Annotated in this window: 18 protein-coding genes and 1 pseudogene; 13 read left to right on the top strand and 6 right to left on the bottom strand. The window is 62.4% G+C overall.

Going from position 1 to position 22,594, the window contains the following annotated elements; all coding sequences use genetic code 11:
• The first annotated feature begins 38 nt into the window (after positions 1 to 38).
• Together AV929_RS01460 and AV929_RS01455 are read left to right on the top strand one after the other, a co-directional pair.
• Positions 39 to 788, top strand: coding sequence for a helix-turn-helix domain-containing protein (locus tag AV929_RS01460; RefSeq protein WP_014030918.1), 750 nt, complete (start codon positions 39 to 41; stop codon positions 786 to 788).
• 60 nt (positions 789 to 848) lie between these two features.
• Positions 849 to 3,257, top strand: a complete 2,409-nt coding sequence (locus tag AV929_RS01455) for a cation-translocating P-type ATPase (protein WP_044952599.1) — start codon at positions 849 to 851, stop codon at positions 3,255 to 3,257.
• A gap of 148 nt (positions 3,258 to 3,405) precedes the next feature.
• Here AV929_RS01455 and AV929_RS01450 read toward each other — a convergent pair whose 3' ends face one another.
• Positions 3,406 to 4,644, bottom strand: coding sequence for an MgtC/SapB family protein (locus tag AV929_RS01450; protein WP_064287175.1), 1,239 nt, complete (start codon positions 4,642 to 4,644; stop codon positions 3,406 to 3,408).
• Positions 4,645 to 4,863: 219 nt separating this feature from the next.
• Positions 4,864 to 6,429: an AarF/ABC1/UbiB kinase family protein gene (locus AV929_RS01445; protein ID WP_050036539.1), complete on the bottom strand. Its 1,566-nt coding sequence runs from the start codon at positions 6,427 to 6,429 to the stop codon at positions 4,864 to 4,866.
• 289 nt (positions 6,430 to 6,718) lie between these two features.
• Between AV929_RS01445 and AV929_RS01440 the strand changes: the two genes are divergently transcribed.
• The 8 genes from AV929_RS01440 to AV929_RS01405 all read left to right on the top strand — a co-directional run bounded on the left by AV929_RS01440 (position 6,719) and on the right by AV929_RS01405 (position 17,154).
• Positions 6,719 to 7,213 carry a hypothetical protein gene (locus AV929_RS01440; protein ID WP_014030914.1) on the top strand — a complete coding sequence of 165 codons (495 nt, stop codon included), beginning with the start codon at positions 6,719 to 6,721 and terminating at the stop codon, positions 7,211 to 7,213.
• Positions 7,214 to 7,216: 3 nt separating this feature from the next.
• Complete coding sequence (locus AV929_RS01435; RefSeq protein WP_014030913.1) at positions 7,217 to 8,722, top strand: UbiD family decarboxylase; 1,506 nt, start codon at positions 7,217 to 7,219, stop codon at positions 8,720 to 8,722.
• Complete coding sequence (locus AV929_RS01430; RefSeq protein ID WP_064287174.1) at positions 8,719 to 10,122, top strand: UbiD family decarboxylase domain-containing protein; 1,404 nt, start codon at positions 8,719 to 8,721, stop codon at positions 10,120 to 10,122. Before AV929_RS01435 ends, AV929_RS01430 begins: the two co-directional genes overlap by 4 nt.
• Before the next feature lie 170 nt (positions 10,123 to 10,292).
• On the top strand, positions 10,293 to 11,975 hold the full coding sequence (locus AV929_RS01425) for an acyl-CoA synthetase (protein WP_064287173.1): 1,683 nt from the start codon (positions 10,293 to 10,295) through the stop codon (positions 11,973 to 11,975).
• Between the two features lie 45 nt (positions 11,976 to 12,020).
• Positions 12,021 to 13,187, top strand: a complete 1,167-nt coding sequence (locus AV929_RS01420; RefSeq protein ID WP_050036542.1) for an acyl-CoA dehydrogenase family protein — start codon at positions 12,021 to 12,023, stop codon at positions 13,185 to 13,187.
• On the top strand, positions 13,187 to 14,965 hold the full coding sequence (locus AV929_RS01415) for an acetyl-CoA carboxylase biotin carboxylase subunit (protein WP_064287172.1): 1,779 nt from the start codon (positions 13,187 to 13,189) through the stop codon (positions 14,963 to 14,965). Before AV929_RS01420 ends, AV929_RS01415 begins: the two co-directional genes overlap by 1 nt.
• A 2-nt stretch (positions 14,966 to 14,967) precedes the next feature.
• On the top strand, positions 14,968 to 16,686 hold the full coding sequence (locus AV929_RS01410; protein WP_064287171.1) for an acyl-CoA carboxylase subunit beta: 1,719 nt from the start codon (positions 14,968 to 14,970) through the stop codon (positions 16,684 to 16,686).
• A gap of 3 nt (positions 16,687 to 16,689) precedes the next feature.
• Positions 16,690 to 17,154: a MaoC family dehydratase gene (locus AV929_RS01405; protein ID WP_050007482.1), complete on the top strand. Its 465-nt coding sequence runs from the start codon at positions 16,690 to 16,692 to the stop codon at positions 17,152 to 17,154.
• 41 nt (positions 17,155 to 17,195) lie between these two features.
• On the opposite strand, the gene AV929_RS01400 is transcribed toward AV929_RS01405, so the two are convergent.
• Together AV929_RS01400 and AV929_RS01395 are read right to left on the bottom strand one after the other, a co-directional pair.
• Positions 17,196 to 17,918, bottom strand: coding sequence for a class I SAM-dependent methyltransferase (locus AV929_RS01400; RefSeq protein ID WP_064287170.1), 723 nt, complete (start codon positions 17,916 to 17,918; stop codon positions 17,196 to 17,198).
• A gap of 42 nt (positions 17,919 to 17,960) precedes the next feature.
• Positions 17,961 to 18,794: a CoA ester lyase gene (locus AV929_RS01395; RefSeq protein WP_064287169.1), complete on the bottom strand. Its 834-nt coding sequence runs from the start codon at positions 18,792 to 18,794 to the stop codon at positions 17,961 to 17,963.
• A gap of 217 nt (positions 18,795 to 19,011) precedes the next feature.
• On the opposite strand from AV929_RS01395, the gene AV929_RS01390 reads away from it, so the two are divergent.
• A complete protein-coding gene (locus AV929_RS01390) occupies positions 19,012 to 19,887 on the top strand; it encodes an amidohydrolase family protein (protein ID WP_064287168.1) in 876 nt (291 codons plus the stop codon).
• On the opposite strand, the gene AV929_RS01385 is transcribed toward AV929_RS01390, so the two are convergent.
• Positions 19,884 to 20,645, bottom strand: a complete 762-nt coding sequence (locus AV929_RS01385) for an enoyl-CoA hydratase/isomerase family protein (protein WP_050036548.1) — start codon at positions 20,643 to 20,645, stop codon at positions 19,884 to 19,886. The two genes, AV929_RS01390 and AV929_RS01385, sit on opposite strands and share 4 nt — an antisense overlap.
• Before the next feature lie 25 nt (positions 20,646 to 20,670).
• Positions 20,671 to 21,327 (bottom strand): helix-turn-helix domain-containing protein, encoded by a 657-nt coding sequence (locus AV929_RS01380; RefSeq protein WP_080510010.1) that lies wholly within the window; start codon positions 21,325 to 21,327, stop codon positions 20,671 to 20,673.
• Between the two features lie 106 nt (positions 21,328 to 21,433).
• Here AV929_RS01380 and paaA point away from each other — a divergent pair, with 106 nt between their 5' ends.
• Entirely contained in the window at positions 21,434 to 22,375 is a 942-nt protein-coding gene (paaA, locus tag AV929_RS01375; RefSeq protein WP_064287166.1) for a 1,2-phenylacetyl-CoA epoxidase subunit PaaA, read from the top strand.
• A gap of 5 nt (positions 22,376 to 22,380) precedes the next feature.
• A pseudogene (locus AV929_RS22885) lies at positions 22,381 to 22,554 on the top strand (PacF protein); the annotation flags it as partial.
• Positions 22,555 to 22,594 lie beyond the last annotated feature (40 nt).

The following is a 22,594-nucleotide window of genomic DNA, read 5'->3' as shown; positions in this document are numbered from 1 at the left end:
TCCCGACGTGTTTTATCGAACCGCTGCTTACGATGCGTATGCGCGAACTCGTTTTCGCTCTCGACTACGAGCCGGGCTGCAACAGGGTTGCAGACGCTCTCGCCGAACACCCCAACGCCCGTGTCCGCTCGCTCTCGCTGCACGCCACTGCTGACCGTCTCTGGCGCGTCGACCACGCTACCGGAACTCCCGAGGCGCTCGACGCCATCGAAGACGCCTTTCTCACCAGCGACTACTACGCCGACTGTCTCGCCACCGAGGACTGCGGAGCCACCCAGACCACTCGCGTCCTCGACCGCGCCGACGACACGCTTGTCCTCTACTCCGACTGGGAACGCACCCCCGCCTGTGCTTCGGTTCCCCACATCGCCCGCGATCACCTCGGAGAGGGCGTACTGTTCGAGACGCGCCACGAGGGGCATCACTATACGTGGCGACTCATTCACTCCGGCGAGGGTAACGTGGCCGCGTTCTTCGACGACCTCGCGGCGGCCGTCGGGGAAAGTGCCCAGATGGAGATACTCCGCACTGCGGACACGACGGCGTCGATGCGAGAATCCGACGGGACACAGGGTGCCCTATCGCCGGAGCAAGAGGCCGCACTCCGGGCCGCTGTCGAGCACGGTTACTACGAGTCACCCCGAGAGGTCGACGTCGGCGAGTTAGCCGAGCACCTCGACGTCCCCCGGTCGACGCTCACCTACCGACTGCGTCGGGCTGAGGAACAGCTGGCGAAGCAGTACGTCGCGGGCAGCCGAGTGGGCGAGGAGTCCTCGGTATCACGTTGACCCATCGGGTTGGAATATTCCAATAAAGCCTTATCGAACTCACGCGCCTATCATGAAGTGATGACAGAGAATCCGGATTCGACGGGGCAGGCAAGTGGGGGCGGTCAGCAACAGGAGTTGACTGTCCGCCTCACAGTCCCCGAAATGGATTGCCCCTCCTGTGCCCAGAAAGTCGACAAAAGTCTCCAGCGTGTCGACGGCGTTGTCGACACCACGCTCCAGCCGACCACCGGTACAGCCAGTGTCACGTACGATTCCGAACGCACGGGCGAGGCAGACGTGGTCAAGGCGATCGAGGCTGCTGGCTACGAGGTCGTCGGCGGCCCGGCCTCCGACGGCGATGAGCAAGCGGAGATGGGTGGCGGCGCCGATATCGCGCCGCCCTCGGAGGTCTGGACGAGTCCCCGCGCCATGAAGACGTGGATCGGCGCGGCGCTGGTCACGTTCGGTCTCCTCTTCGAGTTTCTCCTGACAGCACAGAATATCGCGGTGGCAAGTGTTCTCGGCTATCCACTGGCCGTTGCCGACGTGCTGTTCCTGGGGGCCGTCGCCGCCAGCGGCGCCCCTGTCGTCCGCAGCGGCTACTACTCGGCGAAGAATCTGAGCCTCGACATCGACCTGCTGATGGGGACGGCTATCATCGCCGCGACCGGTATCGGCTACTTCGTCGAGGCCGCGACGCTGGCTGTCCTGTTCAGCATCGCCGAGCTGCTCGAAGACTACGCGATGGACAGGGCACGGGACTCCCTGCGCGAGCTGATGGAGCTATCACCGGACGAGGCTACCGTCATGCGTGACGGCGAGGAAGTGACGGTGCCCGCCGACGAGGTGGAAGTCGGTGAGACCGTGGTCGTCCGCCCTGGCGACAAAATCCCGCTCGACGGGACGGTCGTCGAGGGCGAGAGCGCGGTCGACCAGTCACCGATTACCGGCGAAAGTGTCCCCGTCGACAAGGCCGCTGGCGACGAAGTGTACGCCGGTGCCATCAACGAGGGTGGCTATCTCGAAGTGGAAGTCACGTCGACGGCGGGCGATTCGACGCTCTCGCGCATCATCGAGATGGTGCAGGGCGCACAGGCGAAAAAGACCGACACCGAGCAGTTCGTCGACCGGTTCTCGGGCTACTACACGCCGGTTGTCGTCGTGCTGGCGATTCTGACCGCCGCCATTCCGCCACTGGTCATCGCTGACCCAGTGTCAGTGAACGTGGCCGGGTACGGCGTCACGTTCGCCGGTGACTGGCAGACGTGGTTCATCCGCGGGCTCACGCTGCTGGTGATTGCGTGCCCCTGTGCCTTCGTCATCTCGACGCCCGTCTCGGTGGTCTCGGGCATCACCAGCGCCGCGAAGAACGGCGTCCTCATCAAGGGCGGTAACTACCTCGAAGCGATGGGCGGGGTCGACGCCGTCGCCGTCGACAAGACGGGCACGCTCACGAAGGGCGAACTCGCCGTCACCGACGTCGTCCCTGCCGGCGACACGGATGCGGCGACGCTCCTCAGTCACGCCGCCGGACTGGAGCGGCGCAGCGAGCATCCGATCGCCACGGCGATCCTCGCCCGTGCAAACGAGGAGGGTGTGGACGACCGCCCCGACCTGACGGGCTTCGAGAGCCTCACCGGGAAGGGTATCCGCGGGGAGATCGACGGCGAGACGTACTACGCGGGCAAGCCCGCGCTCTTCGAGGAACTGGGCTTCGATCTCTCGCGGGCCCGCCGCGACCCAGACGGTGTCCCCGGGAGCGGAGCGACCGGAGCCTCGTCAGCGCATCGGTCTGACGGTGGCATCGTGCCGGAAGAAACGGCTGCGTCCGACGACGGGGCGTTCGCCGAGGATGCACTCGCCGCACTGGAGCGGGAGGGCAAGACGGTCGTTATCGTCGGAACGGAGTCGAAGCTGCTGGGTGCCATCGCCATCGCCGACGAGGTACGCCCCGCCTCGAAGCAGGCTGTCCAGCGCTTACAGGAGCTGGGTGTCGAGCACGTCGTGATGCTGACCGGCGACAACGAGGGTACCGCCCGTGCTATCGCCGACGCGGTCGGCGTCGACGAGTACCGCGCCGAACTCCTGCCGGACGAGAAGGTCGATGCAGTCGAGGGGTTGCAGGCGGAGTACGGCGAGGTGGCGATGGTCGGCGACGGGATCAACGACGCGCCCGCGCTCGCCACCGCGGAAGTCGGTATCGCGATGGGCGCTGCCGGCACCGACACCGCGCTGGAAACGGCGGACATCGCACTGATGGGCGACGATATCGGGAAGCTCCCCTACCTGTACGAGCTGTCACACACCGCCAACGGCGTGATCCGGCAGAACATCTGGGTGAGCCTCGGCGCGAAGTTCCTGCTCGCACTGGGTGTCCCACTAGGGCTGGTTAGTGTCGCGCTCGCGGTCGTGGTCGGCGACATGGGGATGAGCCTCGGCGTCACCGGAAACGCGATGCGGCTGTCGCGAATCGAGCCGGACCGGTAATCTGACCGTCTGCCAGCCCATCACTGCGTTACAGGCTATTCTGCGGGCTTCTCGGAGCTTCCCGATATCTCGTACGTTCGCAGGTAGTTTCTTCACGGCTTCCGGACGCGATTTTTCGGGACTGACGTGGCTTCGGTGGCCCAACGGATTAGAGGACGACGACAGCGATGCCGGCGACGGCGACGATTCCAAGAGCGACCGTCACTCGCCGGCCCAGTTCGACCGTCCCCAGTAGCCACGCGAGTCCGGCTTTCGTGAGCGTATTCGCGATAGCGCCGATGACGATGCCGGTAGTCGCTACTTCGGGCGAGATCTCACCGTCCGCTTCGAGCGCGCTCAGCGTAAGCGTGATGGCGTCGACGTCAGCGAGCCCCGAGAGGAACGCAGTCGCATAGATACCCGAGTCGCCGAACCAGGTATTCGCGGACTGGGACACGAGGAGCACGATTGCGAAAACAGCGCCGAAAAACAGTGCCGGTCGGAGACGAAACGGGTTCTTGAGATCGGTCTCGACCGCGGACTCTGTCGTCGATTGCCAGTAGACGATGCCGGCGATACCCACGCCGACACCAGTCATTACTCCGAGCGGAACGACGACGCGAGGGAGTAAGGCCGGGTTGACGACGGCGACCTCGACGAGTGCGCGCGGGAACATGACGATCGATGCGACGACAATCGAGAACGAGCCGATCTTGTAGAGCTCTGGAGTTTCACTGATCCGCTCGGCCATCGAGACCGTCGTCGCGGTCGAAGAGACGAACCCGCCGAGGATTCCCGTGAGGGCGATCCCCCGCTTGGCTCCGAGAAACCGGCTCAAGATGTAGGCAGCGAAGCTCAGGCCGGTGACAAAGCCGACCATCAGCCAGATGAACCGCGGATTGAGGCCGTATAGGACATCGAGTTCACGATCAGGCAGGATCGGCAGCACGACCACCACGACGAGGATGAATTTGAGCGAGGCACGGCGTTCCCGCTCGTCGATCTGGTCGACGAAACTGTGGATCATGGGTTTCGCCGACATGAGGACAGTGACACTCCCGCCGAGAATGATCGCGAACAGCATCCCGCGTTCGGAGGACACTGCCAACGCACCCAGAAGGACAGTGAGCAAGGCAGCGGTCACCGTCGTGAGTCCGATATCCCCTTCAGTCAGCACTTTCCCGGCATACGCGACGGTCAGGGGGACTGCAATAGCGAGGACAGTGACGGGCAAGAGGGCCGGAAAGAACGCCTGGGCGGTTGCACCGACGAGGGCAAACAGCGGAAACGTCCGGCTGCCAGCGAACGCGCCCCCAGATTTCGCCTGTTCCCGTTCCAGTCCGATGAGAGCACCAATACCGAATGCAACGAGGAGACGAAGGAGGAGCGAATCGATGATCGCGACCATTCTCTAGGGGTTCATGCCTCCAAGTTGTCAAACTTCGGGTGTGAGTGCCGGTATCGGTCGTCTGCTGTGGCGACTTCGGAGCCGTGCTCGGTTTTTCCCTGATGACCGGAGAACTGCGCGAGCCATTCCGGATGAGCCGACTACACCTGTGCCGTCACCTGCATTCCGACTCTCGGTCGGATTGCTGTTTGTTCTTCTGGAGACCCGGTGAGGCAGGAGCTACGACTCGATGTCGACGAGGTAGACGAGGAGAAAGCCGGCGGCGACGGCAAGTACTGGGATCTCGTACGGACGCTGGTGAAAGGTCAGAATCGCTGCTGCCACGATGAGCGCTCCGGCGATCACCGCGTAACCGAGATTCCGCTCCCCTATTCCATGTCCATCAGCCGGTTCCGTACGGACGACCAGTTCACCACGTTCGAGCCGATACAACGTTCGGTCGACTCGTGACGGGACCCGTGCCAGCGCGGGAAGCGACCGGCGCACGTCCGCCCACGTTTCCTCGATGATTGCGTCCAATTCACTCTCGATGAGGTTCTGTTCGACGAGAAACGAGCGAACAGCGGCGAGGAAGTCGAACTCCGGATCGAGCTGTCGACAGACGCCCTCACCGACGGTCCCGACCCGGATGAGTAGCATCACGTCCGGCGGAATCCGAAACGGGAACGCACGGAGGGTCGTCGTCAACTCCGTAATGATCTGCCGCCAGGTGATCTCCGACTGGCCTTCGAGGTTCTCGATGACAAGTTCGAGCACCCGGCCGACCTCGGCGCGGTTGACGTGTGGTTCGAGGACATCGAGCGCGATGAGCGCGTCCACCAGGTCGTCCACGTCACGACGGACGAGTGCCCGATAGAGGGCGATGATATCGTCCTGAACCGTCGGTGGCAGGCGTTCGCTCATGCCGAAATCGAAGAGTAACAGATGGCCGTCGTCTGTGACGCCGAGGTTGCCCGGATGGGGGTCAGCGTGGAACACGCCGTCGACGAGACCCATCTCCAGGTACACATTGATGATCCGTGTCGCCATCTCGTGTGGCGTCACGTCGACATCGTCGAAAGCGTCGTCGTCGGTTATTTTCCGACCGGTCAGATACTCCATAGCTAACACGCGCTCAGAGCACAGGTCTTCGTAGATGGCAGGGATGACGACTCGCTCATCGTCGTCGAAGTTTTCCCTGATATCGGCCATGATCGTCGCTTCACGCTTGAAATCCAACTCGTTCAGGATGATGTCCTCAAAATCGTCAGCCGCGTTTTGGATCGAATACTGCTGGCGTTCGGTAGCGAAGGGGCGAATCAGCGGAAGCAGCCCCCGGACCACCCGGAGATCACGCGTAATCACGGGTTTCAATTCGGGACGTCGAACTTTCAGTGCGATTCGCTCACCCCGATAGTCTGCCGTATAGACGTACGCGAGCGACCCGCCGGCGACCGGTTCGAGCGTCGACTGATCGAGTTCGTCGCCCAGTTCTTCCGCGACGACGTGTTTTGGATCGCCCCCTGCACCCTCTGGCACTTCGTCCTGAAGGGTTCCGAAAACGTCGGCATACACCGGTGGAACGATATCTGGGCGCGTCGAGAGTACCTGCCCGACTTTGATGAAGGCCGGTCCGAGTTCGAGCATCGTATCCCGGATCTGCTCGGCCCGTTGTCGATGCTTCTCGTCTGGAACCTGTCTTCGTGAGCCAAAAAGGACGAACCGCCGACGGTCACGGAGAAATGACAGCGCGAAGGGTAAAAACCGGACGATAACGACCAGGTACCGGCGAAACAATCCGTTCATCTATCGAAGCGAAAACGGCTGAGTCGCGTCAATTGGCAGTGCATACTCTGGCTTCGATCAAGCGGCATATATAACTGAAGGAAACATTATACTGGCTCGTGTAAATATACACTTTCTGACAACCTCTCAATACTAGTGATCCGCGCATTTCAGCTCACAGAGCCCGATTCGAGCAACAAACCGTGCCTGGGATGCACGGGTCAGTGAAACGGTGGACTGACGACGGTACATATATGCAATAGGGACAAGAGGTTGCTAAGAACATCAGCAAAACAACTGAGGGCAGGTAATGTCGAACCACTACATCACGTCAGCAGACCATCTCCCCGAAGAAGCACAGACAGAGACCACACTACAGATCACGGATGCCCAAACGAAACGCATTTTCGAGGCACGCGTTCGGATTGCCAAAGACCCCGATGCGCTCACTGACCCGGAACCGCTAACAATCGTCGCCGGGCCACACGAGAGCGTCAGCGAGACCAGATACGTCGAACTGCTCGACGAGACTGAGGCGACTGGTATCGATCAGGAGCTGGTGACGCATCTGGCGGCCGAACAGGAGACGGCGTCGAACATCCTCAATACACGATCCGACGATCTGAAGGTCCTCTTACAGTATCTCGTCGAGACAGGCGAGTACGAGTCAACGGCCGATGCGCTTCGCGAGATCGCGTTCGACCAGCTCGCCACAGAACGACCGGCCCTGCTTGACGCCTACGCTGAGGTCCGCCGTGAACTCGACGACGACCCACTGAGGCGCGTGCTGGAACAACAGGAGTGATCTATGTCGGTTAGTTCGCTCCGCGAGTACCTCGATTTGCTCGACACGACCGGTTGGCTCCGGTCCTTTGACCAACCGGTGTCGTGGGACCTCGAAGCGAGCGCGGCGACGATGCTCGCCAATATCCGCGACGGCCCGATTCCGGTGTTCGAGTCCATCGCAGGGCTAGAGACGGAGTCGAAACTGGTTGGCGATCCGTACCGCGGCCCCCAGACGCGTCCCTGGGATCACTTCGCCCGCGCGCTGGGACTCTCAGGCGGCCTTTCGGGCCGTACGTACTACGACCGAGTGATTGATCGCCTCAACGCGCCACAAGCGCCCCGAACTGTCGCGAGCCAGGAGGCCCCCTGCAAAGAAACAGTGCGGACGGGGAACGAGGTCGATCTCCTGTCGTTCCCGTGGCCATATATCCACGAGGGCGACGGGGGACGGTACTCGAATCTCCACACCATCGTCGCACCGGACCCCGACACGGAGTGGGGGACCTGGTCGAGCCATCGCATGATGATCCACGACTCCTCCCAGGCCAGTCTGCTGTTACTGGCCGGCGAGCAGGTACCCAACCGCTACTACTACGACTACGAACCCCGGGGCGAACCGATGCCCGTCGCGGTCGTCATCGGTGCCGAACCCACCGTCGAGTGTACTGCGGATATGTGGATTCCGACAGGCCGGAGCGAAGCGGCATTCGCGGGCGGCCTGAAAAGCGAGCCTGTGGACCTCGTCCAGTGCGAAACCAATGACCTGTACGTCCCGGCGACGGCCGAGTTAGTTCTCGAAGGCCACGTTCGACCCGACGACCGCCTCGACGAGGGACCGTTCGGCGACTACTTCGGCTACATGAACGGCCCGCGACGCTCTATGCCGGTGTTCGAGGTCGATGCGATCACCCACCGCCACGAACCGCGAATACCGTTTTGTGTCGAGGGGAGCGGTGTCGGATACGGGCAAAACTCGACCAGTACGCTCCGGCTCGTCGCGGCCGGCCCCGACGCGACTGTCGGTCTTCGGGCCGCCGGATTCGACGTTGCGATGGCGGTCCCGTGGCGATTCACCTCCCGCACCGTCTGGGTCATCGCGACGGATCGACCGTATCCGGGCTATCTCCACGAACTGGCGAACTTCATTTTCACGACGTGGGGGATGCTCCACATCGATTTCTTCGTGTTTGTCGACGCTGCTGTCGACCCGCTCGACCCACGGGCAGTCTTGACAGCTATCGCGCTTGAGGCCGATCCGGACGCCGACTTCCATCAGTTCGGCGTCGAGCGAATGCCGAAAGTTCCGCTCAACATCTACCAGACGCCCGACGAGAAGGGCAACGCGGACGTGGGGACGTCGAAGGCGAAGACGGCCAAAGCCTACATTGACGCAACGACCGACGGTGACGCGGCGGAGATGGCAGCGACCACAGAAACCCGGAAGCGAGCCCAGGAGCGGCTGGTCGAAGCGGGCCTAAACGCTGCGCGGTTCGACCGGCTCGACGAGCGGGAGGGGCAGTCACAGTGATACCGTTCACGCAGTACGTCCGCGGACTGGCCGGCGACGACGACCTCGTCCGACTCGACGGCCCGTTCGAAGTCCCGGTGGACGTGCTTGCGGCGGAGGCGCTCCGGGCGAGTGGGCCGGCGCTTCGATTCCAGCGCGCCGCCGGCAGTGATCTAGTTAGCGGTGTGTTCAGCGGCCCGGACCAGACACACCAGCGCGAGGCCCGGCCGTGGTCGCGGCTGTCGCTCGGCCTCGGACTCGACCCGGAAGCTCCGCTCGTTGATCTACTGGAGACGATCAGCACTCTCGGCCCGGCCGGCGGGAATACGGACCCGACATACACGAGTCAGGCGGCCTCGGGAACAGATATCGACGCACAGGACTTGCGGTTCCCGAAGGGCGAAACCGATACGTGGCCCGCAGTGACGCTTGGCGTCGCATCGGTCTCGACCGCTGACGGCACACACTGGGCACCGGTTCACGGCTCGGTCGTGGGCGGCGACACGCTCAGAGTGCGTGTCCCAGACACGCTGTCGTCGCTTGTCGGCGAAGGGACGACGATGACGATAGCGCTCGGCGTGCCGCCGGCGGCGATCACGACGGCGTACCTGCTCGCTGTCACCGAGCAAACTGCCACGCCGATCCAGTCCTGTGGGGTGACCGGAACCGTCCCGCTCGTCCCGACCAACGGCGGCCTCGTCCCGAGCGCGACGGAGGTCGTCATGGAGACGACGGTCGTGGACCGCCAACCGGACTTCCGTTCCGACCGCCGAGAGGGCTGGGAGTACGTCGTCGAGAGCGGCCCGCTCTCGCTGTCGGTCGAGCGCGTCCGCACTACTGAAAACCCGGTCATCCCCGTCTCCCCCGTCGGTCGCCCACTCGCGGATGACACCCGTCTCACGGGGCTCGTGACCGCCGCAGCGCTCTATCACCGACTCAACAACTACTGGGGCATCTCGCCAGTCGAATGGATTATGCTGCCGGCAGAGGCTGAACTCGGTATCTGTTTCGTCGCTAGTGACGTGCTCTACGGCGGCTTCGAGTGGCAACTCGCGAACATCCTCTTTTCGTTCTCGTCGCTTTTCGACACGGTCGTTATCGTCGATGAAGACGTTCCGCCACAGGACTTCGGCCGCGTTCTGGCCGATATCTGGCTGAAATCCCACCCCGCCCGCGACTGGACGTTCAGCGAACCGGATGCACCGGCAGCGACACGCCCTCACTATCGACGAGACAACGAAACCGGCTCGCGCCTGTACGTGAACGCGGCGTGGGACCCGCGCTGGAAGGAAACCTACATCGCGCCGCGAGTCACGTTCGAGAACTCCTTCCCGAACGACGTCCGCGACGTGGCTCGTGTCCTGTGGGACGAACCCGACACCGCTCCCGGAGAGACGACTGAAAACGAATCGCCCCACTGAATATGTCTCTCGCGTGTATATATCTTCGAATATGTTGTAATCAGTTTTGTTTACGCCATACTCCAATCGAATAATACCTAGGTAGGAATGAAAAATAAAATATATTCAATACGTTTTTCGCAAAAAGTAACCGGTACAGTTATACCAGAATCCGGTATTCCGAGCGGTGTATGGTCACCAGCCACAACCTCCCGGACTACGACACAGCGCGAAACGAGTTCTCCTGGGACGATATATACGCGGCAGCGGACTGGGACGCACCAAACGAGCTGAACATCGGGCACGAAGTCGCCGACCGTCACGCGACCGACCGGGGCCAGGTCGCACTCTACCAGGTCGGGACCGACGGAGAGCTGTCGAAAATGACGTTCTGGGAGCTTGCTGACCGTTCGAGCCAGTTCGCCAACGTTCTCGACGACCTCGGGGTCGCCCAGGGTGACCGGGTCTTTTCATACATGCCCCGGATTCCGGAGCACTACGTGGCGCTGGTCGGCACGCTCAAACACGGTGCCGTCTGGGGAAGTGTCAACGAGCGGTTCGGCCCCGACGGCATCTCGTACCGTCTGGACGACTGCGACGCGAAGGTCGTCGTCACCACGACCGACAATCGCGACACGGTCGAAGACGCGCTGGACGAGGCCCCGTCGGTCGAACACGTACTCACCGTTGACCGCGGGGGCGGCGCACCCGCTGACGACGTGGTGTTCAATACCGCGCTTGATGGCGCGAGCACGGCGTACGAGGTCGCTGAGACCAGCGGGGAAGACGACGCGCTGCTGTACTACACTTCGGGAACGACCGGGCTGGCCAAGGGTGTCCTCCACAAACAGCGCTGGATCGCCGGCGTCGCGGCAACACAGAAGTACGCCGTGGACCTTCAAGACGGCGACCTGTACTGGTCGACCGGTGACCTCGGCTGGCTGACGGGTGCAATCAACACCCTCGGTGCCTGGTTCTGGGGTGCGTCGCTGTTCACGTACGAAGGCGAGTTCGACACCGACGAGTGGGCCGCCCTGCTCGACGAATACCCGATTAGCGTCCTGTTCTCGGTTCCGACGGCGTACCGGATGCTCCGGGAGAACGAGGAGGTCCTTGCGGATGTCGACCTCGATTTGCGGCATGCGCTTTCCATCGGCGAACCGCTCAGCGCCGGCGTCGTCGAGTGGGGAGAAGACGAACTCGGCGTCACGATTCTGGATACGTACGGCCAGACTGAGACCGGGAACATGATCATCAACAACTATCCAACGATGGACCTCCGGCCCGGGTCGATGGGGAAACCACTCCCCGGAATCGAGGCCGACATCGTCGACCCACAGAGCGGCGAGGTTCTGGAACCCGGTGAGACGGGCGAAATCGCACAGCGCGGCGACTACCCGTGTTTCTTCGCCGAGTTCTGGAACAAGCCCGAGAAGACCCAGCGAGCGTTCGTCGACGGACCGGACGGGACATGGTACCTCTCGGGTGATCTGGCACACAAAGACGAGGACGGCTACTTCTGGTTCGAGGGGCGTGCGGACGACGTGATCCTCTCTGCTGGCTACCGCATCGGGCCGTTCGAGGTCGAGAGTTCGCTGGGTGAACACGACGCGGTCGCCGAGGCGGCAGTCGTCCCCAAACCACACGAAGCGCGAGGGAACATCGTCAAGGCCTATGTCGTGCCGAGCGAGGACGCTGAGCCATCCGCCTCGCTCAAAGAAGACATCCAGAGCTACGTGAAAGAAGAGCTCTCAGCACACGAGTACCCGCGCGAAATCGAGTTCCGGGAGGGCCTACCCAAAACAGTGACCGGGAAAATTCGCCGAACCGAACTCCACGACGACGCCGAAGCAGAAGCCGAAGTCGAATCCTGACACAGGGTATCAAGCAGTACGAGTGCCAACGCAGACACAACCACAATGAATTTCGAAGAAACAGAGGAACGCTCGATGATTCGGTCGACCGCGGCGGACGTGGCGGCCGAGTACGGACCGGAGTACTGGCGCGAGAAAGAGGAAGCAGGCGAGTTCGGAGAGGAATTCTGGGACGAACTGGCCGCGGCCGGCTTCCACGGCCTGCTGGTCCCGCCGGAGTACGAAGGGGCCGGGATGGGCATACAGGAGATGGGGCTGGTCATGGAGACGCTCTGTGCCAAGGGCTGTGGCATGGCAGGCACCTGGTATCTGGTGCTCACCGCCGGCATGGCCGCTGCCGGTATCAGCGAGAGCGGAACAGAAGCGCAGAAACGGACCTATCTGCCGGACATCGCCAACGGCAAGCGAAACTTCTCTATCGGCATCACGGAGCCCGAGGCCGGGACAAACACGCTGAACGTCGCCACCCGCGCGGAGAAAGACGGCGACGAGTACGTTCTGAACGGGAACAAGGCCTGGATTACCTTCGCCGACCGGGCTGACAACATGATTCTCGTCACGCGCACGACCCCACGCGACGAGGTCGAGCGCGGGACCGACGGTATAAGCCTGTTTATCGTCGATATGGACGACCCCGGCATCGACGTGTCCCCGATTCCCAAACACGGCATCAACTACTCGAAGTCCTGTGAAGTCTTCATCGAGGACGTTCGGGTCCCCGAGGAGAACCTCCTGGGGGAGGAAGACGACGGCTGGTGGACTCTGGTCGATATGCTGAACCCGGAACGCATCGGCTTTGCGGCCGCCGGGACCGGTATCGGCAAACTGGCCGCCGACACTGCTATCGAGTACGCTAGCGACCGGGAGGTGTTTGGCGCGCCTGTCGGGAGCCATCAGGCGGTGTCGTTCCCGATCACCAAGGCGTACGCCCGCATGGAAACGGCGGCGCTCATGCGTGAGAAGGCCTCTTGGCTCTACGACCAGGGCGAGGAGTGCGGGTACGAGACGAACGTCGCGAAGGCGACGGCCGTCAGTGCTGGCATCGAAGCGGTCAAGCAATCCATGCAGGCGTTCGGCGGCTGGGGCTACGCGAAGGAGTACGACGTCGAACGCTGGTGGCGCGAAATCAACCTGACACGGCTGGCCCCGGTTTCCCAGCAGATGGCGTACAACCACATCGGGCAGCACCTCGGCTTCCCCAGATCCTACTAATGTTCGAGAAAGTCCTTGTCGCAAACCGCGGCGAAATCGCGGTCCGTGTGATGGCTGCGTGTGAAGAGCTGGGTATCGAAACGGTCGCCGTCTACAGCGATGCCGACCGCAACGCCGGCCACGTTGAGTACGCCGACGACGCATACAACGTCGGCCCGGCACCCGCAAGCGAGTCGTACCTCGACCAGACCGCGATACTCGATGTTGCCGAGCGGGCCGGGGCCGACGCGATCCATCCCGGGTACGGCTTCCTCGCCGAAAACGCTGAGTTCGCTGGCCGCGTCGAGGCTACCGACGGCATCACCTGGGTCGGGCCGCCAAGCGACGCAATGGAGACGCTGGGCGAAAAGACGAAAGCCCGGACGGTGATGCAGGATGCCGGCGTCCCGGTCGTCCCCGGCACGACGGACCTTGTCAGCGAGCCGGACGAAGTGCGCGAACTGGGTGCCGAGTACGGCTACCCCATCGCGATAAAAGCCGAAGGTGGCGGCGGCGGTCGTGGCATGAAGATCGTCCGGAGCGAGGCCGAGGTCGCGGAGGCGCTCAAGAGCGCGAAGCGCGAGGGGGAAGCCTACTTCGGCAACGATTCCGTGTACGTCGAAAAGTACCTCGAAGCACCGAAACACGTCGAAGTGCAGGTGCTTGCAGACGAACACGGCAACGTCCGTCATCTGGGCGAGCGCGACTGCTCGCTCCAGCGTCGCCACCAGAAGGTCATCGAGGAAGCCCCGAGTCCCGCTCTCGATGCCGAACTGCGGACGCAGATCGGCGAGGCCGCCAGACGCGGTGTCAGCGAAGCCGGGTACACGAACGCCGGCACGGTGGAGTTCCTCGTCGAGGACGGGGAGTTCTACTTCATGGAGGTGAACACCCGCATTCAGGTCGAACACACCGTCACCGAAGCGGTGACTGGTATCGACATCGTTCGCTGGCAGCTCCGGGTCGCTGCGGGCGAGCAACTGGACTTTACACAGGAGGACGTGTCGATAGACGGCCACGCCGTTGAGTACCGAATCAACGCGGAGAACCCGGCCGAGGACTTCGCTCCGACGCCGGGGCCGCTGACGACGTACGCGCCGCCAAGCAGTATCGGTGTGCGGCTCGACCACGCAGTCTCGCAGGGCGACGAGATCGGGGGCGACTACGACTCGATGATCGCGAAGCTCATCGTCGCTGGCGAGGACCGGGACCACTGTCTGGACCGGTCGAGGCGTGCCCTCGACCATTTCACCGTGGAGGGTGTCCACACGACCATCCCGTTCCATCGATTGATGCTGGACGACGACACGTTCCGCGCCGGGACGCACACGACGAAATACCTCGATCAGGAACTCGCCGACGATGCCCTTGACGCGGCCGTCGCGCGGTGGGGGACAGACGAGGTCGGCGGCAACACCTCATCGGCGTCGACGGACGAAATCGCCGTCGAAGTCGATGGGAAGCGCTTCGATGTCGTCGTTACGGACGGACTGCCCCGCGTCTCCGGTGATGGTAACGCCAGTGGCGGCTCCGGCAGTGGCGCTTCGGGCGGCAATTCATCCGGTGGCGGCCCGGTGGCCACGTCGGGTGCGATTACGGCTGAGATGCAGGGCACTATCCTCTCGACCGAAGTCGCGCCCGGTGACGATATCGCAGCGGGCGATGTCGTCTGCGTGCTGGAGGCGATGAAAATGGAAAACGACGTGGTGGCATCCACGGGCGGCACTGTCGCGTCCGTCCCGGTCGCGGAGGGCGACTCCGTAGACATGGGTGATACCTTGGTTGTACTGGAGGAGTAAGTATGCAAGTCAGAATTTCAGACGACGCGACCGAATCGGAAGCACAGGCCATTGCCGGGGCGCTGGCGACACACTTTGAGGACGACATTACCCTCGTCATTGACAGCGGCGAAACGGTCGCCAGTGCCACGTACGACAGCACTCGACGGGACGAATCCACGGAACCGGTCGACGACGACCTCGGTCCGACCGAACGCGAAGAGGCCCTGCGCGAGGAGATTGCAGAGATCCTCGAAGGCGGGCCGGAAAAGTACAAGGAGCAGTTACCTGAGGAGGGCAAGCTGTTCGTCCGGGACCGTATCGACCTGTGGTTCGGTGACGATTTCCTGTTCGAGGACGGGAAATTTGCGGAGTTCGACGCCGACGACCAGCTCCCGGCTGACGGGCTCATCACGGGGGCCGCGGAGTTCGAGGGCCGTGACCTGCATTTCATGGCCAACGATTACACGGTCAAACGTGGCAGCATGGCGGCAAAGGGTGTCGAGAAGTTCCTCCGGATGCAACAGCGGGCACTGAAAACCGGGCGACCGGTGCTGTATCTGATGGACTCCTCGGGCGGCCGTATCGACCAGCAGACGGGCTTTTTCGCCAACCGCGAAGGTATCGGGAAGTTCTACTACAACCACTCGATGCTATCGGGGCGGGTCCCGCAGATCTGTGTGCTGTACGGTCCCTGTATCGCCGGTGCAGCCTACACGCCGGTGTTCGCGGACTTCACCGTCATGGTTCGGGACATGAGCGCAATGGCCATCGCCAGCCCCCGGATGGTCGAAATGGTCACCGGCGAAAAGATCAGCCTCGACGACCTCGGAGGCCCTGCTGTCCACGCACAGCACTCCGGGAGTGCGGACCTCATCGCTGACGACGAGGAACACGCCCGCGAACTCGTCGCGAAACTCATCGGCTATCTGCCAGACAACGCCGACGAAGACCCACCACAGACCAGTGGGACGGCCCCGAAGCGCTCGCCGGAGGGTATTGACGCCGTTGTCCCGGACAAGCCGAACAAGGGTTACGATATGTTTGACGTGATTGAGCGGGTCGTCGACGCCGGGTCGACGCTCGAACTCCGGCCCGAATACGGCAAGGAGATAATCACGTCGTTCGCCCGGATAGACGGGCGGCCAGTCGGAGTTATCGCCAATCAGCCAGCCCAGCGTGCCGGGGCCATCTTCCCGGACGCGGCGGAGAAAGCCGCCCAGTTCATCTGGACCTGTGACGCCTACAACATCCCGCTGCTGTATCTCTGCGATACGCCGGGGTTCATGGCCGGGTCTGGCGTCGAGAAAGAGGGCATCCTCGAACAGGGCAAGAAGATGATCTACGCCACGTCTTCGGCGACAGTGCCCAAGCAGTCCGTTGTGGTCAGGAAGGCCTACGGCGCGGGCATTTACGCGATGTCCGGTCCCGCCTACGACCCCGAGTCGACAATCGGCCTTCCGAGTGGGGAAATCGCGATCATGGGACCTGAAGCGGCTATTAACGCCGTCTACGCCCGCAAGCTCTCCGAGATCGACGACGAGGACGAGCGACAGCAAAAGGAGCAGGAACTCCGCGAGGCCTACCGCGAGGATATCGACATTCATCGAATGGCTAGCGAGGTCGTCGTCGACGACATCGTCCCGCCGAGCGACCTCAGAACGGAACTGACGAACCGCTTTGCGTTCTACGAGACCGTCGAGAAAGACCTCCCGGACAAGAAACACGGGACCATCCTCTGAGCTATGACAGGACTTTATTACGAGGAGTTCGAGGTCGGCGAGACCATCGAACACGAGAAGCGCCGTACCGTCAGCGAGCGCGACAATCAGCAGTTCTGCGATATGACGATGAACCAGCAGCCGCTCCATCTCGACGCCGAGTTCGCGGCCGAGACGGAGTTCGGCGAGCGACTGGTCAACGGGCTCTACACGATGAGTTTAGCGGTCGGTCTGACCATCCCGGAGACGACCGATGGCACCATCGTCGCGAACCTGTCCTACGACAGTGTCGAGCATCCGAACCCGGTGTTCCACGGCGACACGATTCGCGTGCAGTCGACCGTGACCGACAAACGCGAGACCAGCGACGGCGAACGCGGCGTCGTCACGATGCACGTCGAGGTGTTCAAACTCGCAGATTCGGACGACGTCCTCGTCTGTGAGTTCGACCGCACCGTGCTGTCGCTGAAACGGGACCACGCCGAGTGACGCTGTGACCGCTCGACGGACGAACCGCAGATTCAAGTCACCTATTCGGGCACACCGACGACCCAGCGCCATCGTTGCTCGAACGTGCCGTCGAGAGCGCCGAGGAGTTCACGGGCTTGCCGCACTCGTTTCTCCGTTTCGAGTTTCGGATAGAGCCGTGCGGCCATCGCGGGAATCGCGTGGAATAGCCGAATATTTTCGGCACTTGTCGAAAATTTCCAGGTTCCTGTAGTCGCCGAGAACTCAGCCGCGAGGGCGTCCCGAATAGCCGGTGTATCAGTCGGGGAGCGCGACTCGCGCTCGAACTGCTCGAACGCGTCTGTGCCGTCAGAATCGAACCAGCCAAGCGGTGCGACGGCCCCGACCACTCCACCAGACCGGAGGACTCTGGCAGCTTCCCGTACTGCAGTCGCTGGGTCGGGGACCAGAAAGAGCGAGGCGGTAAACGCGACGCCGTCGACTGACTGGTCACTGAGCGGCAGGTGGTCGAAATCGCCCTGCAGTCGGGCCGTGGACTCGATCCCGCTCAGCATCTCGCGGCTGATATCAAGGGCAATCGTGTCCGCTGTTGTCTCGGTGAATACGCGTGTGCTCACGCCTGTTCCTGCGCCCGCATCGAGAACTGTCCCGAGGCCGCCGTCAGTACGAGCATCCATCTCGGCGGCGAGCAGGCGTGCGAGCGACGTGAAGCGATTGGTCCGCCGCTCGTAGGTCGTGTAGGCGTCGACGCTGGCATCGAAGTTCTGCCGGACGACGGCTTTCATACACGACAGCACAGTTAGGTCCCGGATAGGTGTTGTCGTTGGCTACCGCTGCCCGGCCTCGCGAGCGCGTTCGAGGACACGCTCTGCCTGTGCGATAAGCGGTGCGTCGATCATCTCCCCGTCGACTTCGAACACCCCAGCATCTGTTTCTTCGTCGGCCGCGATGATGCGTTCGGCCCATGCTATCTCCTCGTCACTTGGGGTAAACGCGTCGTTGATGACCGCGACCTGATCTGGGTGGATTGCCATCTTCCCGTCGTACCCGAGTTGGGCAGCGAACTCAGTTGCGTCACGGAGGCCATCCAGATCGCCGTAGTCCGGGTAGATCGTATCGATTGCATCGATTCCTGCGGCGCTGGCCGCAACGACGACCCGCTGGCGTGCATAGAGCACCTCCCGTCCATCGCTGGTGCGACTCGCACCGATGTCGGCCGCGAGGTCTTCGGCCCCGAACAAGAGCGCATCGGTGGCATCGGCGGCTGCAATCTCCGCCGCGTTGAGGACGCCGGCGGCCGATTCCACCAGCGCAAGCACCGGGAGGTCCGTATCGTGTTCTCTGAGGAGCCGTTCTAGTGCTTCGATGTCGCCGGCGGACCCGGCCTTGGGGAGCATCACGCTGTCAGGGCTGGCATCCGTCAGTATCGCTGCGAGGTCCGCTGTGGCGCTGACCCCTACGGGATTGATGCGAACGCAGATGTGGTTGTCCGAACTGACAGCCGAGAGTACTGATTGAACGGATTGACGTGCCTGCTCTTTATCCGCCGGTGCAACCGCATCCTCGAGGTCGAAGACGACGACATCGGCGTCGCCACCGGCCGCTTTCCGCATCAACTCCGTATTGTCACCCGGTGCGAACAGAACACTGCGACGAACCATAGCTGTGCCTTCACTCCCCGGTAGTAAGATTGTAGGGGATTGACGCCCGGCCATACCGGGGGTGAGCCTTCGTCTGGCGATTTGTTCGTCTGCCGCCGTTATCATCGGCTCTTCTCGATGCTGGTATCCTCAGCACGGTTCTCCACTCGCTCCGGCGAGTATTCTGCACAGCACAATCAGGCATGGATTTTTATGATACTGGGTAAAATCTCTCTCTGTGACAACTGACCTCCCGGGTGTCGCCGACAGGCAACTGTTCGACACGCACGCGCACCAACCGACCAGTGAGTTCCTCCACGACGCCGGCGGCGAAATGATGCAAGACGCCGCCGACCGGTTCGGCACTGATCTGGAGACGTGGGACTACGACGAAATGCTCGCGGAGTACCACGAAGCGGGCGTCGGTGGCGCTGTCCTGCTTGGGTGGGATGCGGAAACGAACACCGGGAACCCGCCCGTCCCGAACGACTACGTCGCCGAGGTCCGGGACGAGTATTCCGACTTCTTCGTCGGGTTCGGAAGCGTCGACCCTCTGAAAGACGATTGTGTGCAGGAGGCAATCCGGTGCGTCGAGGACCTGGACCTCTCCGGGTTCAAGTTCCAGCAGATAGCACAGGGCTTTGACCCCTCGGACGAACGCCACGACCATCTGTGGAGTACCATCGAAGACCTCGGCGTCCCCGTCGTCTTCCACGGCGGGAACTCGACACTAGGGGCCTGCAGTGCTGGCGGTCGCGGCCTGAAAGTCAAGTACGGCAACCCGATGCTCATCGACGACGTGGCCGCCGCCTATCCGGATCTCGACATCCTCATTGCCCATCCCGCGTTCCCGTGGGAGAAAGAGCAGTTGGCGATCTGCCAGCAGAAGGGCAACGTGTACATGGACCTCTCGGGCTGGGTGCCGAAGTACATCGACGACCAGGTCCTTCACTACGCCGGGACCGTTCTCAAAGACAAGGTGATGTTCGGCACCGATTACCCGATGATCGACCCCGAAACGTGGCTCGAATCGTTCGCCCGCGACACCGATTTTGACACGGACGTCCAGCGGAAGATTCTGTTCGAAAACGCACAGGAGTTTTTCCACCGCTAATCGAAGTCCGGGGTTCGACCGTCCAGAAACGCCTCGACACCACGCGAATGAGCCGGCGTATCGTACGCCAGTGACTGGATGCGTGCTTCTTGACGCAGCCCGGTCTGTAACGGCTGGCCGATGTTGTCGTGGATCGCTTCCTTCGCCAGCCCGAGGTTCGCCGTCGGCTGTGCCTGAAGCGTTTCGAGCAGGTCGGCCGTCCGCGCGTCGAGGTCACGCTGCTCGACAGCCTCGTTGATCAGGTCTATCTCGGCGGCGGTCTCGGCGTCGATCAGTTTCCCGGTGAACGCGAGTTCCTTGGTCTTCCTGAGCCCGATGAGCCGGGGGAGTATCGCGGTTGCGCCCATATCCGGCACGAGGCCGACGCTGATGAACGACGCACCGAACCGGGCGGACTGGGCGGCATACGCGAAATCAGCGACAGCCACGAGCGACAGCCCGGCACCGACCGCATCCCCGTTGACCTTCGCGACGACAGGCACCGGCGCTTCGAGGATGTTGCTGGCCACCCGACCCAGCGTCGTCCGGACCCGCTCGTAGGCTTCCGTCGCGGACTCCTCACGCTCGCTCATCGCCTCGATATCCCCGCCGGCACTGAAGGCGTCGCCGTCGCCGGTGAGGAGCACGGCATCGTGTGTCGCTGGGTCGAGGTCAGCGAGCGCAGCAGCGAGCTCAGTCGCGACCGCCCCGGTCATCGCGTTTTTGACATCGGGACGGTCGAATACGATTCGTCGAACAGCGCCGTCTTCAACGCGCATGGTCGTACTCACACGCGCGGGTACTTTACTCCCGGTCGTCGTCCGGTCGGCCTTCGCCGACGCCGCCGAACAGATGTGTGAGCAGCGAGTGCTGTGCGCGGTGGAGTCGTTCGAGGAACGCGGACTTACTGATACCGAGTTCGGCGGCGACTTCACTAGCGGTGGTCTGTCGTGGGACGACGAAGTAGCCCATCTCGACCGCGTACCGGAGACTTTCCGCCTGTGCCGGGGTCAGGTCCCACTGCTGGGCGATAGACGCGTCTTCTCTCGCACGCAGGGCGTACACCCGCTGTAGCTTCACGCCGACGGTTTCACCGGCCGTCTCCATGACCGTCTGGAGGATCTCGTGGCCCACCACAGCGCCAGTTAGAATCGCGTTTCCGTCCCGATAGGTCAGCGATTCCACCATGAAGCCCGCGCTGATGAGTTTGTGGACGACACACTGCTGGAGCGACAGACATCGGTAGTTGTACCGACCCTCGGTAACTGACTGGTAGAGATAGCGGATCCGGTCGTCGCCGTCGAGGTAGTCCCTGAGTTCCTCACTCGCCTGCGCGCTGAACCGCAACAGTACGTTACGGTCATCCCGGAGGAGTGGCGGGGCCGCCTCGATGGGCGTGCCAGTGGCACTACTCGCATCTGCCAGTGGACAGTCATCGCCCTCGATGCGAAATTCGACCATTAGACACTCCTCTATCATTGCCTCGTATATGTGCGGATATACTTATAAAACCCGTCTATATAGGGGCAAATTAGTATGAACATTCCTCACGATTTATGGGATACATATGAACGTTGACGAAGTCAAAGCCCGCGCTGGACCCCGGGAGTTCAGCCCGAAAGACGACCTTCCCGAAGAGTATCGGAAGGCAGCCACGCGGATGCTTGAATTCCACGCCAACAGCGAGATTATGGGGGCGTACCTCGAACGGCCCTTCATCAGACAAGCCCCGAGCATCGAGCGAAAGATGGCCTTCAGCGCGAAGGTGCAGGACGAAATCGGCCACGGCCAGATGCTCTACCGAGCGGCGGAATCGCTCGGCGTCAAGACCCGTGAAGAGATGCTCGACGATCTGGCGAACGGAGACGGAAAGTTCCTGAACTGCTTCCACTACCCAATGGAGAGCTACGTCGAGACGCCGATGATCGCGTTCTTTGTCGACGGGGCTGCGATGCGTCGTCAGGCGACCCTGAAAAAGTCCAGCTGGGAGCCGTACGCCCACGCGATGGACAAGATCTGCTTCGAAGAGGGGATGCACGTCAAGCACGGTGAGTCGATCCTCCGCGAACTGATGAACGGCTCCCGGAGGGAACAGCGCATGACTCAGGAGGCTTTCGAAGAGTGGTGGCCGCGAATCCTGCAGTTCTTCGGCCCAACCGACGACCAGAGCACCCACCACGACTTCGCCGCGGAAGTCGGGCTGAAGACGTGTACGAACGACGAGCTTCGAACCGCGTTCCTCAACACGTACATCCCGAAGGCCAAGAAATACGGCCTGGAGATGCCCGATGAGCCACGCATCCGCGAAAACGGTGACGGGAGCTACGAGGTCGTTGAGGATGACCTCGACTGGGACGAGTTCTTCACGGTCTCACAGAACGAATACGAGGGCAGTATCGAGCAGATCACCGGTCGCCGGCAGGCTCAGGAAGCGGTACAGTGGGTCCGTGACATGATGGACGACCAGACGACCACGAACAGCGGCCCGCAGACACAGGCAGCGGACTGAGAACGATGATCTGGGAAGTATTCCGACAACAGAGTCCGGACGCGGATTTCGTTCACTGCCGGGACGTCCACGCACCCGACCGAGAGATGGCGAAGCAGTTTTCGGTCATCCAGCACGGACGGCGGAAGCCGACCCACGCGCTCTGGGTTGCCCCGCAAGAGAAAATCACGCAGGTCGATCCTGACGCAGAGAGCCATGGCGAGGTCGGAAACAGCGCCG

Source organism: Haloarcula sp. K1, assembly GCF_001647155.1.
Taxonomy (GTDB): Archaea; Halobacteriota; Halobacteria; order Halobacteriales; family Haloarculaceae; genus Haloarcula; species Haloarcula hispanica.
This window is presented reverse-complemented; position numbering and strand designations above follow the sequence as displayed.

Coding starts and splice junctions, on each gene's coding strand:
- AV929_RS01460 (WP_014030918.1), top strand. CDS start 39: ATGCGCGAACTCGTTTTCGCTCTCGACTACGAGCCGGGCTGCAACAGG.
- AV929_RS01455 (WP_044952599.1), top strand. CDS start 849: ATGACAGAGAATCCGGATTCGACGGGGCAGGCAAGTGGGGGCGGTCAG.
- AV929_RS01450 (WP_064287175.1), bottom strand. CDS start 4,644: ATGGTCGCGATCATCGATTCGCTCCTCCTTCGTCTCCTCGTTGCATTC.
- AV929_RS01445 (WP_050036539.1), bottom strand. CDS start 6,429: ATGAACGGATTGTTTCGCCGGTACCTGGTCGTTATCGTCCGGTTTTTA.
- AV929_RS01440 (WP_014030914.1), top strand. CDS start 6,719: ATGTCGAACCACTACATCACGTCAGCAGACCATCTCCCCGAAGAAGCA.
- AV929_RS01435 (WP_014030913.1), top strand. CDS start 7,217: ATGTCGGTTAGTTCGCTCCGCGAGTACCTCGATTTGCTCGACACGACC.
- AV929_RS01425 (WP_064287173.1), top strand. CDS start 10,293: ATGGTCACCAGCCACAACCTCCCGGACTACGACACAGCGCGAAACGAG.
- AV929_RS01420 (WP_050036542.1), top strand. CDS start 12,021: ATGAATTTCGAAGAAACAGAGGAACGCTCGATGATTCGGTCGACCGCG.
- AV929_RS01415 (WP_064287172.1), top strand. CDS start 13,187: ATGTTCGAGAAAGTCCTTGTCGCAAACCGCGGCGAAATCGCGGTCCGT.
- AV929_RS01410 (WP_064287171.1), top strand. CDS start 14,968: ATGCAAGTCAGAATTTCAGACGACGCGACCGAATCGGAAGCACAGGCC.
- AV929_RS01405 (WP_050007482.1), top strand. CDS start 16,690: ATGACAGGACTTTATTACGAGGAGTTCGAGGTCGGCGAGACCATCGAA.
- AV929_RS01400 (WP_064287170.1), bottom strand. CDS start 17,918: ATGAAAGCCGTCGTCCGGCAGAACTTCGATGCCAGCGTCGACGCCTAC.
- AV929_RS01395 (WP_064287169.1), bottom strand. CDS start 18,794: ATGGTTCGTCGCAGTGTTCTGTTCGCACCGGGTGACAATACGGAGTTG.
- AV929_RS01385 (WP_050036548.1), bottom strand. CDS start 20,645: ATGCGCGTTGAAGACGGCGCTGTTCGACGAATCGTATTCGACCGTCCC.
- AV929_RS01380 (WP_080510010.1), bottom strand. CDS start 21,327: ATGGTCGAATTTCGCATCGAGGGCGATGACTGTCCACTGGCAGATGCG.
- paaA (WP_064287166.1), top strand. CDS start 21,434: ATGAACGTTGACGAAGTCAAAGCCCGCGCTGGACCCCGGGAGTTCAGC.